Below are 13,250 nucleotides of genomic sequence, written 5' to 3' on the forward strand. Positions count from 1 at the left end.
CTCTAGTATCAGGTGTATTTTCTTCAAAGCTACAACATTAACAAACGTAGTTTTTGCATAAGGTTTTACTTAGTGCCATATAGAAATTTAAATAGTGAAGAACGCAGAGAAGCAGTTAAAATTTTATACTCTAATGCTATTTCAGGCATTGCTATTTCCACTGTTGTAAGTTTTATACTGGTTTTTGCATTTGATTTAAGCAACCAACAAACATCCCATGAAAAAGGGGTGTGGCTAACTATTATGATTTCGTTATTAGCCCTGCGCGCTATTGATGTCATTTGGTTCGTAAAAGATAAAAAAAATAATCCATTATTTTATGCAAATAACTACCTAAAGCGTTTTTCAATTGGATGTATTTTAACTTCTATTTCATGGTGCGGTTACGCGCTTTGGTTTCATAGCAGCTCATCCACCATAGAAATAACAACTACCATTGCTATTTTATCTGCTTTTGCTGGCGGCTCTGCCAACTTGTTATCTGGAAGTAGAATTACAGCCGTGCTTTATAGTTTTATTTTATTAGCGCCCTACTCTTTTTTATTAACGCTGTCTGATGATAACTATAATTATGTTTTAGGTATTTTGGGATTAACCTTTACCGCTATCATGATAGCTTCATCTTATAAGTCCGCCACATTCACACAAAGCGCAATAAGGTTAAAAAATCAAAATAGAGAATTACTCGATGAAATGGAGGATAAAGTAGAGCGAAGAACAGAGGAAATCTATCGTTTATCAAACACAGACCCTCTTACAAATCTTTTAAACAGAACCGCATTTTTAAAAAATGCAAATAAGCGCTTAAGGGAAAATCCAGACGAGCCATTTGCTTTATTATTTGTAGACTTAGACGGGTTTAAGCAAATAAATGACACTTTAGGGCATAAAGTAGGCGATAAAGTATTAAAAGAAGTCGCCCGTAGAATTAGTAACGTATGCGATCAGCACTTGTATAAATGCAGGTGGGGTGGTGACGAATTTTTAATTTTAACTATGTACCAAAGTAAAGAGCAACTACTAGAGTTTGCTAATAACGTACTACTAAGTATTGGTGCAGAACATGAAAAGTATAAATACCAAAAATGGGTTTCAGCCACTATCGGTATTGCTATGTACCCTGAGCATGGCAGTGAACTAAATACATTAATTCGTTCTGCTGATATCTCTATGTACCATCAAAAACGCATAGCAAAAAGTAACGTTAATATTTATAACGATTCTCTTAGACTCAAGCAGGAACGCGAAGCCCTATTAAGCTACCGCTTAGCCAATGCAATCAAAGAAAATAGTTTGAGGCTTGTTTTCCAACCCATTGTTGATAGTAAAACAAATAAAGTTACGTCATTTGAATCGTTATTACGTTGGCAGCTTGATGGAGAAAATATTTTTCCCGATGAGTTTATAGCAATTGCGGAACAATACGGTTTAATTACCGAACTAGGGCTTTGGGTAATACAGCAAGCATGTGTCCAGGCTCAAAAGTTTAACCACTTAAAACCTCACATTGCAGTGAGTGTCAATGTATCAGTCATTCAACTCCAAGACCCTGAATTTGTGACTAAAGTTGTTAATATAGTAAAAATTTATGACGTAGAGCCTAAAAATTTACATATTGAAATTACTGAATCTGTATTCGCAGAAGACAAACTCACATTTTTAACCGCTGTAAAAGCACTACAAAAGCAAGGTTTTTGTATTTCAATTGATGATTTTGGCACTGGGTATTCATCGCTTTCTAGCATGTTAGATATAGGTGTAGATATAGTAAAAATAGATAGAAGCTTTATTCAGAATATGGATAAACGTGGTTTAAGTATTATCCATGCAATCGTTCAGATGGCCTCTTCGCTCGATTTTATGGTAGTTGCAGAAGGAGTAGAAACAATAGAGCAATCTAACACACTAACAGATATTGGCGTATCTCACTTACAAGGTTACTACTTTTCAAAACCTATGGAGCAAGCATTTGTAGACTCATATTTAAATGAGCAAAATAAACTTTGTAGCTAACGTTTTATTCACCCCTCCTAAATATACATTTAATTAAACAAAATATTACAATTACTTACACTGAGAAAACCTTTTATAGCGTAGTCTAATGCATCTAAATCATTACATTTGAACCTATTTGTAATGGTATTAATTTTTATAAAAGGATTTAACATGCTAAAGCCTCTTTGTTACTCACTCGCTATTGTACTTACGCCTATTGGTGCTTTTGCACAAACAATGGTGATTAAAACCTCGGACGAGTTAATCACTACCGACTCTCCCACTTTATTTGCTTATAACAAAGAGTTAAAGCAACTAGAGGTAATTAATTTACTAACCTCAAAAAGTCATGAGCTAACTTTACCTAAAAATGCTTTTGGTTTTGATGTAGCCACTATTGCAAATACAACAGATAAACAGGCGCTAGTGTTAACTGATAACGGTGTTTATAAAAGTACATCAGGAGAAGCTGAGCTTTTATTTAATTACAGCTCAGTGATCAGCCAATTAAAAGTCGATAATTTTGAAAAAATAAATTTTGTTTTTGATGCCAATAACGATGGCCTTAGCGATATTTTAATTCCCGATTTAACTAGCAGTACTTTGTATATACAGAATAATGAAGGGAAATTTATCCCTCATACCTTTGAGCAAGCAGCTCAATACGAAGGCCGTTTTTCTAAAAAAGGCTTAACCCTCGAAGTAAATATAAATAATAAACCAGTCATTATTGATGTTAATAAAGATGGCCTAAACGACTTAGTGTTTGCAAGCGACTTTGGCGCTGATGTTTTACTAGCAAATAATAAGGGTTATACAAGTACCTTAACTCCAATTAGTTTTAATATTGAACTAGGTGAGCTAAGTAACGGCGAAACCCGAAAAATTAAGCAACTAATTGACGTAAATAACGATGGTTTTTTAGATTTTACTACTAGGCAATTTAAGCCAGCACAAGGTATGGACTCACTCGATATAAAGATTGCCCATACTCTGTATTTAGGAAATGAAAGCGGCTTTAGCACAACGCCTATAAACTTATTTGAAACACAGGGTCCGAGCGAGTTATTGCTAAAAACAGACTTTAACAACGATGGCTTAATTGATTTACAAAAAATGGATTTAGATATTGGTTTAGGCACAATTGCGTCTATGGCTATGGGCGGTGGTAGCACAGATGTTGATGTAGAAATGAATTTATATAAACAGCAAAGTGATGGTTCGTTTGCCAATAAATCGAGTATTGAGCTTGATTTAGAAATGGAAATTGGCATGAATGGTAATGATTCTGCGCCTGCGCTTTATTTAGGAGACATTAACGGCGATAGCCAAATAGATGCGGTGTATAAATACAGCAAAAAAACACTATATATTTATTATGGAGAACAAGACTCTTTACTTAATAAAAAACGTAAAAAACTAAAATTAACACTTCCCAAAAATAATAAAGATATTTTGCTGGTTGATATAAACCAAGACGGTAAAAAAGACTTTGTATTTAAATTTACAGAAAAAGACGGCACCAGCAAAATCAAAACCCAATTAAATTAAACATTTTAAAAAGCCAACAAAAAAAGCTCGGCAATGTTAAACACATTAACCGAGCTTTGGACTTAAGACCTAAGGATAAACAGTCAGCTTTACCTCAAGTTATAACACCTAAGCTGTTACATTTAGCAGTGAATCGCCTTCACTTAAACCAAATTTTTCTTGTACTGAAGACAAGATTGACTCTTTATCTTCATCAGATAGCTGGCTTGAATATTCAGTAAGTAACTCATCTAAGTAACTTACTACTTCGTCAGTATCAACAGACTCTAATGAGTTTTGTGGCGGTGGCGGCGGGCGCTGCCCTTCAGGACGCCCTACATCGCCAATGCTTTTAGCATCAAATTCAAGCTCACTCATTAAATCGGCAAGCTCTTTTGTAGGCGAAATACCTTGCTCTTCAAATGCTGCTTGAATACTTTGCGCGTCTTCTGCACTTAAGTTTTCTGCATCAAACTCAGCAAGTGTTTCTTTTACAAAGTCAGTTTGTTCAGTGGTTAAAGCACTCACTTGGCTACTTTGTTGAGTCATAAAACTCGATGAACTACCAATACTGTTGATCATTTTGAATCTCCTTTAACGACTACGGCGTGGTGGCTTATGTTCACTTAATTCTTGTTCGCTAATTTCGCCATTCCCATCAGCGTCTATTTCATCGAAAATAGTTTGCGCATCACCTTGTGGCGGCGCGCTCTCACTAAATTCAGCAAGGCTTATAACACCATCGCCATCTGCATCTATACTTGAAAAGTCAGGTTTAGGTGGTGGGTTATCACCGCCTCTAGCGGCCACATTGGCAGAAAAAGCCACTGATAATAATGTAGCAGCTGCAAAGATTGAAAAATGCTTCATAGTGGTAACCTTGCGTAAAATATTAATTAGGGTGTATTTATATATTACGCTTGAAAATAGCAAACAATGTGCAAACAATAAGGAAGTGAAAATAAACTCGGTTTTTATCATGTTATTTTTACCTTAGTCATAATTTCGGTTATTGTGCACAGTATTAAACAGCTAGCGTATACTGTTAATACACATTACAAATATTTAAGGACTCATTAAATTACATGTTTAACCTTCCAATTTTTCTAGTAGTACAACTGTGAAAATACCTAAACGCCTACAACCTCTTGTTGATGATGGTTTAATCGACGAAGTGATCAGCCGCTTAATGAGTGGTAAAGAAGCCGATGTATTTGTAGTACGTAGTAGTGGTGAAATTCGCTGCGCTAAAGTTTACAAAGATGCTGTTAAGCGTAGCTTTAAAAAAGCAGCTCAATATCGAGAAGGCCGCAAAGTGCGAGGCGGACGGCAAGCGCGTGCAATGGGTAAACGTTCAAGCTATGGCCGTCAATTAGAAGAAGAAATTTGGCAAAATGCTGAAGTAGACGCCCTTTCACGTTTATCACGCGCAGGTGTAAGAGTTCCCGACACTTATTATTGTATTGATGGCGTACTGTTAATGGAGCTTGTGTGTGATGAAGATGGTGATGTTGCCCCACAATTAGGTCATGTAACGCTTACCGAAGAGCAAGCGATAGAGCAGTATAAAATGATGATTCATTACATCAAACTTATGCTCTGCACGGGTATTATTCATGGTGACTTATCTGAGTTTAACGTGCTTGTAGATACTAATGGACCTGTAATAATAGACCTACCTCAAGCCGTTAACGCAGCAGCTAATAACAGTGCTCAAGCTATGTTTACTCGCGATGTAAACAATATGCGCCGTTACTACGGTGAATTTGCGCCGAGTTTATTAAAAACGCAATACGCTAAAGAAATCTGGGCTTTATTTGAAGAAGCTAGCCTAACGCCAAATACAACCTTAAGCGGTGAATTTGAAGACAGCACCGAAGCTGCTGACGTAGATGCTATTCTTGATGAGATTCAGGCGGCCGAATATGAAGAGTTCGACCGTTTAGAACGTATTAAAAACGCTGACGAAGAATAAAAATACTCAAAGCTTAACTATTGAGGATGAACAAATCGATAACCCACCCCATAAACCGATTGAATAACACTGTCGGTTTGGGTGACTTCATCTAATTTTTTACGTAACTTTTTAATGTGGCTGTCGATAGTACGATGACTTACAATACGTTGGTCTGCATACATAGTATCCATTAAGCTATCACGCGAAAAAATACGATTTGGGTTATTAAATAAAGGTTTAAATAACTGAAACTCAAAATTTGTAAGCTCTATACTGGTTGCTTTGTATTGAACACTGTAAGTACTTTCATCTAGCTTCATTGTTGATGAGCTAAGCTCACCAACGCTTGTTAAGCGCCTTAAAATAGCTTTTACACGCGCCACCAGCTCAGCATAGCTAAACGGTTTACATATGTAATCATCGGCTCCTAATTCTAGGCCGAGTAAACGGTCTATTTCCTCTACTTTTGCCGATACCATAATAACAGGCACATTAGAGAACTTTCTTATCGCTTTACACAGCTCAATACCACTTTGTCCGGGTAGCATTATATCGAGCAATATTAAGCTTGGTCTGTTGTGTTCAAGCCAAGGTAATACCTCATTACCATGATGAATGATATGTGTTGCGTAATGATGACTTGTTAAAAAGTCGCTCATTAAGTGTGCTAATTTTATTTCGTCTTCAACAATAAGTATCTGATCTTCCATACTGTCCTCTAAACCTTTACTAAAGGCAGGCGAATAATAATCGCTAAACCACCTAAACTTGCTTTTTCAGCTGTTATTTCACCCTGATGACCTTTAACGATATGTTGGCAAATTGATAAGCCCAAACCAGAGCCACCTTCTTGTCGATTTCGAGCGCTGTCAACGCGGTATAAGTACTCAAATAAGTGCGACAAGTGCGCTTTATCAACGCCTACACCATTGTCTTCTATCGTCATTTCTAAATAAGGCTGGCTTTTAATCTCTACGTTACTGGCAGTTAAAGAAATAGTTGAGCACTGTGCGTAGTGCACTGCATTCATTAAAATATTATCAAGCAACTGTAATATACGTGTTTTATCTGCTTCAACAATGGCATGTTTAGCGCTATTTAATAAATAAAAATTTATTTTATGCTGCTCAAATAATACTTGGTATTTTTGCTCAATAGAGTTTAATAATAAACCAATATCAGTTGGTTGTTTGGTGTAGTGCATACCACCAAGTTCAGCGCTATTTAACATATGCAAATCGTCAATTAAGCGTTTTAAATGAAGCGCTTCATCATTGGCAGAGCTAATATTTTTACTATTGGGCTCGCGTATGCCAAGTAGCATAGCTTCAAGCTCACCAAGTAAAATGCTCATGGGTGTTCTTAGCTCATGTGAAATATTAGCAAGCCAACGCTTACGTACTTGCTCGTCTTTAGCAAGTGTAAACGCAAGTGTATTAAAGTCTTCACTTAGTTGGCCTAATTCGTCTTTTCGATCCAATGAAAGCTTAGTGCTATATTGCCCTTTCGTAAGCTTATGCATACCGCTTGCTATTTGTTTAACCGGATCAACCAAGTGGCGTGAAAGTAAAAAGGATAATAAAAGTGTGAGTAATACCGCAGTTAACGCTATCAGCCAAACATAGTTAGTTTGTTGCTCTAAAAAGTCGAGTTCATAACCATCAGCCAAACTATCTCTTTTAGACACTGCAAGATATGCAATAACATTATCATCTACAACAATGGGGGTTTTTATATAGGTTAAATCGTTAAAATATTTACCGAAAATACGCTGCCCATTTTCATCAAGCAAAGCATAATGTGCTGTATGTTCAGGTGGTGGTCGGCGCTCTCGTTGTTCAAAACGTTCGTGATTTCTAGGCCTTCTATCTTCTCGCATAAAAGGTCTTTGTGGTATATCGGGTAAATCAGATAAAAACTGGCTTGAGCGCAACTGAGATTCAACTAACCTCAAAAATTGCATATCACTGCCAATAATGTAATCCCACGATGGTTTTTTTTCATATTTTTGAGCCAGTGTCACAGTTAAAGGCTCAAGCGCTTTTACTTCTTTTGCGTTTACAAAATCAATAACGCCTTGGCCTATACTGTACTGTATAAGCCCAACCAACCCAGCAATAATACTGAATGTGAAACTAAATAAAATTAAAAAAAGTTTGTTATGAATTTTCATTAATCTTCGTCTTCAACCTTACTTGGGAAGCTTTCAAATCTGTACGTTATTAACTTTTCACTTTCGTCGTTAATATACAACGTAGCGACTATTTTTTTACCTTGTGCTGTCCAGTACATATGCCCATGATTATTAAGAGTCACTGATACAGTATTTATACCACGTTTAAATAAAGACGAGGGTAAATGTAGTGCATGTCCGTATATTCGTTGTATTTTAACGCCATTAATATACAAATGTGCATGCCCTTGTAAAAACCCGTTATTGGGATTTATCGTAGCAGTCATCATTTGCTGCATATTCATCTTTCCCGCCGGCGGTACCGATAGATCGTAACGTTGAGTGTCTAGTATTAAGTTATAGCCCGACATACTATCTTTTATTAACGCAAGACTCAGCGCAGGTGTAGGTGCATCATTTGGCACTGCGATAGGCATGTGGCTATGATCCATCATTTCCTGCTGCGCAAAGAGCTTAAAGCTCAATAGCGCAGTAGTAACAAGGATCAGTGCGTATTTAATATAACGCATAGAAACTCCTTAAGCGCCTGGCGGCGGACCCATCGTTTCGCCAGTATCACAGCTACCAATAGAGTTATCAGCAAGCTCACCTTTAAAGCGCGGGCCTATTTGATAAGGAAATGAAGGTTGTAATTTACCGTCGCTATCTAGCGTGAGTGTTATATGGTAATGATAGCCCTTGCCATCATTTGTATCATGGCCATTGTGCTCATCAAGTTGAGCGCCTGTTACCGTTTTATGGGCGTAATAATAGTCTTCAAAATAGTAACCATCGTCAGCATTAAGTGTATTTCCAGAAAGTGTTGTTACTTCTTCACCTATATCCGGACCTGCTTCACTTTCTTGCGTACCTTGGCTAATATCGTACTGATCAACTAATGTACAGCTTCGCTCTCCTTCGCTATCACAACCCCCTTCACTTGTTGGAGCACCATAGTCACGCATTTCCCATCCACTTAAAGCAAGCTCTCCATTACTTTCGTATGGGCCATAAAGAGGATAACCATCGGCTGCAAAACCATAAATAGGAGAATGTGCATCGCCATCATCTTCTAATAAATCAGCTAAACAACTTGTGTAAAAATGATGATGGTATTCCCCATTTGCAGCATGTCCACCACATATATCAACATCATATTGCTCTGCAATTGGGGCTAGCGTGTACCACACATTATTGCTATAACTCATACCATCACCCCAGTTAAATATACTGGTACCATTTACCATTAAGCCAACAGTGCCTAAACCTGTTTCACATGTATCGGTGTCTGATAAATCAGTAGGCGTAACGGGAAAGTAAGCCTCTACACTTTGTTCTGTAGGGCAACTTGGTCCTGGTGGCCAATAACCTGCGCCACCAGTGTCATTACAGTTTTGAGTACTGCTTTTATAGCCAATGTCTTCGCCAAATAAAACGGTTTGTCCTGCAACTGCAGAGGTAACCCCATTATAAAAATCGCTTGGTGCGCGCGGGCGATTGTTTAACGCATCAACTTGATCTTGCGTAAGGGTAATATCATATTTTGGAATATCCGTTGCCTGCACATACATGTATTCAACATCAGCGCTTTGTTCAGATACAGTTACCAGTTCGACCGACTGCACATCTTCAACAACACCACCATTATTTTGAATATAAGTAGATGTGGTATCGTTGTTAATTATCCAGCTTGCAAGCTTTGCATCTGTATTTGATACAGCCACAGAGGCAACAACATTAATTGTAACGGTGTCAATAACAGCACTATTTACGCCATCATCTGCGCTTAACTCAAATACTAGCGATTCATCAGCGAGTACTTCTGGCGCGGTAAATTCGCTCGTTAATGTTGTACTTGATGTAAGAGTAACAGCAGTCCCTGATGACTGTGACCATGTAACAGATACGTCATCATCATCTTCAACGCTTGCATTTAAATAAACGGTATCGCCTGCGTTAACTGTTTGATCAATACCCGCATCAACGCTAGGGACACTATTACTAACAGTATCGCTGTCTGACGTTGTGTTTGCTGAGTCGCTGTTACATGCCGTTAAAGCTATACACAGTGTACTTAACGCAAATAATTTAGTGATGTTTGAGGTATTATTTTTAAATTGTACTTTCACTATTTAACCTTTTACATTAACGTTTAATAAAATAAAGTTAACAAGTAAAAGTGCAAACAATGTGCACGAATTATGAAAGATTAAACGCCCACACTATGATGGACGTTTAACAGCAAATTTATCCCTTGTGGTTGCGTAGTAATCTCCGCCCATGCGCCCTACTGAATCTAAATTAGTAGGATCTATATAGCCATCAATAAATGTTTCATCTTCAACGCAAATACCAACAATATCTAACAGTATCATTTGCCCACCACCGGGTTCGTTTGAAAAAGTAATCACTTCTCTGAGCTTACATTCGTAGCGTACTTTTGAATCGGCAACACCTGGGGTGGCAACCATTTCACTCGCTACTTTAGTAATATTAGCCGCATCAAATTCACTCACATCACTGGCGTAGTTTGCGCAGCTTTGATTCATTTTTTCAACCTGAGAATGGCTTACAATATTAACTACACACTCTTTAGTAGCTAATACATTCGCTAAAGTATCTTTAATTGCTTTATCTCGAGGGTTTACCTGCGTAACACTCAGTACTGGCGGGTTACAGCTCGCTACAGTAAAAAAAGAATATGGCGCAACATTTGCCACTCCATCTTCATTTAATGTACTTACCCATGCAATAGGACGAGGGCTGATCCCCCCCACTAGGTATGAGTACACATTCAAATCTTTATTTTTAGTTAAATCTAAAAACATATTTTTCCTTTTTAATATTTAAAGCTAAATCGTAATTTTAATATCTTGCGTATAAGTACCTACAAACTCGCGCTAGTTTAATTATTAATATTAAAACTTAGACTGATTTAACCACAGCATAAGTTATAAACCTAGCAAACCTAAATTAGTAATGAGTTAATTTTATTATTTAAAGTTATAAACAAATACATGCCTAAAAAAATAAACATAGTGTGGTTTAAACGCGATTTACGCCTTAGCGATCATCAGCCACTTAAAAATGCATTTAGTAATGGTTTACCCACATTACTGCTCTATAATTTTGAGCCACTTATGCTTGCAGATCCGCATTATAACGAGCGACATTGGCGATTTGTTTATCAATCTATATTGGAAATAAATACGCAGCTTAAGCGCTTTAATGCAACCCTTTATGTTTTTAACCAAGACATGCTTGAGCTATTGAGCACCTTAAACCCACAATACCGTATAGAAAATATATTTAGCCATCAAGAAATTGGCCTAAATAACACCTTTGATCGAGATAAGTTAGTTAGCCATTGGTGTCAAACACATAATATTAACTGGTTTGAGTCACAAACGGGCGCTGTTATTCGTGGCAAAAAAAATCGCAGTCATTGGAACGAACGTTGGCAACAAACAATGCAAGCCGACATCGCAACCCCTAATTGGAAAAACATAAATACCGTTGCGCTTAATAACTATGTCATTCCAGAGCTGCCAAAAAGCTATACTCAAGAAAATGACAACTTTCAAATAGGCGGGCCATTACAAGCCCATAGTGTATTACACAGTTTTTTTGCAGAGCGCGGCAAGGGGTATCAAAAAGGAATATCTAGCCCAAGTTTAAGCCGTACTCATTGCTCTAGGCTTTCGCCTTATTTAGCGTGGGGTAATATAAGCCTTAAACAGGTGTACCAAAAGGCTATTGATGAATACCATTCAAAACACCCCAATAAAAAAGGCTGGAAGCGTCCACTTGCTGCATTTGTATCGCGCTTGCATTGGCATTGCCATTTTATGCAAAAGTTTGAGAGCGAATGCACGATGGAATTTAAAGCATTAAACCCGGGTTATCATGTATTTCCGTATCGTACCGATGAGCATGTAGAACGCGATATTGAGCGCTGGGCACAAGGCCAAACGGGTATCCCCATTATTGACGCTTGCATGCGCTGCTTAAAAGCAACCGGTTATATCAACTTTAGAATGCGCGCTATGCTTGTAAGCTTTGTAACACATCATTTAAATATCAGTTGGCAGCAGGCAAGTTTACCGCTGGCAAATTACTTTTTAGACTTTGAACCTGGTATTCACTACCCGCAAATACAAATGCAGGCCTCTGTTACGGGTATTAATACTATTAGGCATTACAACCCGATTAAGCAATCTGAAGACCAAGATCCAACCGGCGTCTTTATTAAAAAGTGGTGCCCCGAACTAGAAAAACTACCAATAGAATATTTACACGAGCCTTGGCAACAAACACCAATGGAAGCATTATTTAACGACTTTAAATTAGGAGAAGATTACCCAGAACCCATGCTTGATTTAACCGATGCTTCAAAGCAAGCACGCGAACGCTTATGGCAATACCGCGAGCGAGCAGACGTTAGGCGTGCTATTCCTAATATATTAAAAAGACACGTGGGGCTTACTCGCACAGTAAAACAAAAAACTAAGAGTCATCAGCATGGCGCATAAAAAATTACATCTGCCACAAAAAATATGCCCTGTTTGTAATAAGCCATTTGCATGGCGTAAAAAATGGCAACACGATTGGGATAACGTTATTTACTGCTCAGAGCGTTGTAAACGTAATAAAAATTAGCGCCTATTTATCTTTAAAATTAGATTTCATCACTCTTCCAAATCAGTGTTTACTAACTGGCGCTTATTTTGCAGCGTTACTACTAACTGTGCTTTACAGGGCCTTACTCAAGCTTTTATGTAAATAACGCTTATTAGGTCTGAAAAGCTTACATTCATAGCAAGGAGAAGATGATGACGATTAATAAAACGGCAAACTCAACGTGGTCTGGTGATATTAAAACAGGCAAAGGCAGTATTTCTACACAAAGTGGCGCACTTGATAAACAACCGTATGGCTTTAATACCCGCTTTGAAGATGAGCCTGGGTCAAACCCTGAGGAGCTAGTAGGTGCGGCGCATAGTGCATGTTTTAGTATGGCGTTGTCACTTGCATTAGGTGATGCTGGCTTTACAGCCGATAAAATTGATACCAAAGCCACAGTAAGCCTCGATGAAGTAGATGATGGGTTTGCAGTGACGCAAATAGCACTTGAAGTAAACGCACATATTAAAGATATTGCTAACGAGCAATTTCAGGCATTGTGTGAGCAAACTAAAAAAGGGTGCCCTATCTCAAAGCTGCTCAATACCGAGATATCACTTGATGCAACGCTCGAAAGCGCCTCATAAACCGCTAATACTTAAACCCTAAAATTAAGAAGCTTAAGCCAAGTAAATTATTACTTGGCTTACTATGCACTACCCACACCTTTTTGAAGTGGTTAAATCTAACATATCTTTAAGTAGCGCAATCCCCATACCCAACGCAGGCCAAACTACCCATAAATTATTTGGCGATGTAATTATATTAATTGCTGTAAAAAATATTAGGGCGTGTTGATCTTTGATGGTTGAATTTGCAGCAGTATGTTTGGTTTTTAGGCAAGGCAGAGCCTATGAAGTGTGGTTACTCCCCATAAATAGGCGATAACGCAGCATAAATGACAAACATGCG

13 protein-coding genes are annotated in these 13,250 nt (G+C 37.8%); 6 read left to right on the forward strand and 7 right to left on the reverse strand.

All coding sequences use genetic code 11. From position 1 onward, the window contains the following. The first annotated feature begins 72 nt into the window (after positions 1 to 72). Entirely contained in the window at positions 73 to 2,013 is a 1,941-nt protein-coding gene (locus CWC11_RS00365; RefSeq protein ID WP_138681132.1) for a putative bifunctional diguanylate cyclase/phosphodiesterase, read from the forward strand. A 153-nt stretch (positions 2,014 to 2,166) separates the two neighbouring features. Continuing rightward, positions 2,167 to 3,546: an FG-GAP repeat domain-containing protein gene (locus tag CWC11_RS00370; protein WP_138681133.1), complete on the forward strand. Its 1,380-nt coding sequence runs from the start codon at positions 2,167 to 2,169 to the stop codon at positions 3,544 to 3,546. Between the two features lie 108 nt (positions 3,547 to 3,654). Here CWC11_RS00370 and CWC11_RS00375 read toward each other — a convergent pair whose 3' ends face one another. Together CWC11_RS00375 and CWC11_RS00380 are read right to left on the reverse strand one after the other, a co-directional pair. Further along, positions 3,655 to 4,107, reverse strand: a complete 453-nt coding sequence (locus tag CWC11_RS00375) for a hypothetical protein (RefSeq protein ID WP_138681134.1) — start codon at positions 4,105 to 4,107, stop codon at positions 3,655 to 3,657. A gap of 12 nt (positions 4,108 to 4,119) precedes the next feature. After that, positions 4,120 to 4,395 carry an EF-hand domain-containing protein gene (locus CWC11_RS00380; protein WP_138681135.1) on the reverse strand — a complete coding sequence of 92 codons (276 nt, stop codon included), beginning with the start codon at positions 4,393 to 4,395 and terminating at the stop codon, positions 4,120 to 4,122. A gap of 250 nt (positions 4,396 to 4,645) precedes the next feature. Here CWC11_RS00380 and CWC11_RS00385 point away from each other — a divergent pair, with 250 nt between their 5' ends. After that, positions 4,646 to 5,500 (forward strand): PA4780 family RIO1-like protein kinase, encoded by an 855-nt coding sequence (locus CWC11_RS00385; RefSeq protein ID WP_138681136.1) that lies wholly within the window; start codon positions 4,646 to 4,648, stop codon positions 5,498 to 5,500. Positions 5,501 to 5,517: 17 nt separating this feature from the next. Here the strand turns inward: CWC11_RS00385 and CWC11_RS00390 are convergent, their stop codons facing one another. The 5 genes from CWC11_RS00390 to CWC11_RS00410 form a co-directional block, all read right to left on the reverse strand. Next, positions 5,518 to 6,192 carry a response regulator gene (locus CWC11_RS00390; RefSeq protein WP_138681137.1) on the reverse strand — a complete coding sequence of 225 codons (675 nt, stop codon included), beginning with the start codon at positions 6,190 to 6,192 and terminating at the stop codon, positions 5,518 to 5,520. Positions 6,193 to 6,200: 8 nt separating this feature from the next. After that, positions 6,201 to 7,655, reverse strand: coding sequence for an ATP-binding protein (locus CWC11_RS00395; RefSeq protein ID WP_138681138.1), 1,455 nt, complete (start codon positions 7,653 to 7,655; stop codon positions 6,201 to 6,203). Beyond that, complete coding sequence (locus tag CWC11_RS00400; protein WP_138681139.1) at positions 7,655 to 8,185, reverse strand: hypothetical protein; 531 nt, start codon at positions 8,183 to 8,185, stop codon at positions 7,655 to 7,657. Before CWC11_RS00400 ends, CWC11_RS00395 begins: the two co-directional genes overlap by 1 nt. 9 nt (positions 8,186 to 8,194) lie before the next feature. Then, on the reverse strand, positions 8,195 to 9,784 hold the full coding sequence (locus CWC11_RS00405; protein ID WP_138681140.1) for a YHYH protein: 1,590 nt from the start codon (positions 9,782 to 9,784) through the stop codon (positions 8,195 to 8,197). 93 nt (positions 9,785 to 9,877) lie between these two features. Continuing rightward, entirely contained in the window at positions 9,878 to 10,483 is a 606-nt protein-coding gene (locus tag CWC11_RS00410) for a flavin reductase family protein (protein ID WP_138681141.1), read from the reverse strand. A 189-nt stretch (positions 10,484 to 10,672) separates the two neighbouring features. On the opposite strand from CWC11_RS00410, the gene CWC11_RS00415 reads away from it, so the two are divergent. From CWC11_RS00415 to CWC11_RS00425, 3 genes are all read left to right on the forward strand, one after another. Next, the gene (locus CWC11_RS00415; RefSeq protein WP_138681142.1) at positions 10,673 to 12,187 is read left to right on the forward strand and encodes a cryptochrome/deoxyribodipyrimidine photo-lyase family protein; all 1,515 of its coding nucleotides are present in this window, start codon (positions 10,673 to 10,675) and stop codon (positions 12,185 to 12,187) included. Then, positions 12,177 to 12,314, forward strand: coding sequence for a DUF2256 domain-containing protein (locus CWC11_RS00420; protein ID WP_138681143.1), 138 nt, complete (start codon positions 12,177 to 12,179; stop codon positions 12,312 to 12,314). Before CWC11_RS00415 ends, CWC11_RS00420 begins: the two co-directional genes overlap by 11 nt. 173 nt (positions 12,315 to 12,487) lie before the next feature. Beyond that, on the forward strand, positions 12,488 to 12,925 hold the full coding sequence (locus CWC11_RS00425; RefSeq protein ID WP_138681144.1) for an OsmC family protein: 438 nt from the start codon (positions 12,488 to 12,490) through the stop codon (positions 12,923 to 12,925). The last annotated feature ends 325 nt before the right edge of the window (positions 12,926 to 13,250 follow it).

This window comes from Pseudoalteromonas sp. S3178 (assembly GCF_005886985.1).
In the GTDB taxonomy this organism is placed as follows: domain Bacteria; phylum Pseudomonadota; class Gammaproteobacteria; order Enterobacterales; family Alteromonadaceae; genus Pseudoalteromonas; species Pseudoalteromonas carrageenovora.

What these genes read in the sequence shown, in the direction of transcription:
- CWC11_RS00375 (WP_138681134.1), bottom strand. Translation starts at nt 4,107, where the DNA reads ATGATCAACAGTATTGGTAGTTCATCGAGTTTTATGACTCAACAAAGT.
- CWC11_RS00410 (WP_138681141.1), bottom strand. Translation starts at nt 10,483, where the DNA reads ATGTTTTTAGATTTAACTAAAAATAAAGATTTGAATGTGTACTCATAC.
- CWC11_RS00415 (WP_138681142.1), top strand. Translation starts at nt 10,673, where the DNA reads ATGCCTAAAAAAATAAACATAGTGTGGTTTAAACGCGATTTACGCCTT.
- CWC11_RS00400 (WP_138681139.1), bottom strand. Translation starts at nt 8,185, where the DNA reads ATGCGTTATATTAAATACGCACTGATCCTTGTTACTACTGCGCTATTG.
- CWC11_RS00380 (WP_138681135.1), bottom strand. Translation starts at nt 4,395, where the DNA reads ATGAAGCATTTTTCAATCTTTGCAGCTGCTACATTATTATCAGTGGCT.
- CWC11_RS00395 (WP_138681138.1), bottom strand. Translation starts at nt 7,655, where the DNA reads ATGAAAATTCATAACAAACTTTTTTTAATTTTATTTAGTTTCACATTC.
- CWC11_RS00420 (WP_138681143.1), top strand. Translation starts at nt 12,177, where the DNA reads ATGGCGCATAAAAAATTACATCTGCCACAAAAAATATGCCCTGTTTGT.
- CWC11_RS00390 (WP_138681137.1), bottom strand. Translation starts at nt 6,192, where the DNA reads ATGGAAGATCAGATACTTATTGTTGAAGACGAAATAAAATTAGCACAC.
- CWC11_RS00425 (WP_138681144.1), top strand. Translation starts at nt 12,488, where the DNA reads ATGACGATTAATAAAACGGCAAACTCAACGTGGTCTGGTGATATTAAA.
- CWC11_RS00370 (WP_138681133.1), top strand. Translation starts at nt 2,167, where the DNA reads ATGCTAAAGCCTCTTTGTTACTCACTCGCTATTGTACTTACGCCTATT.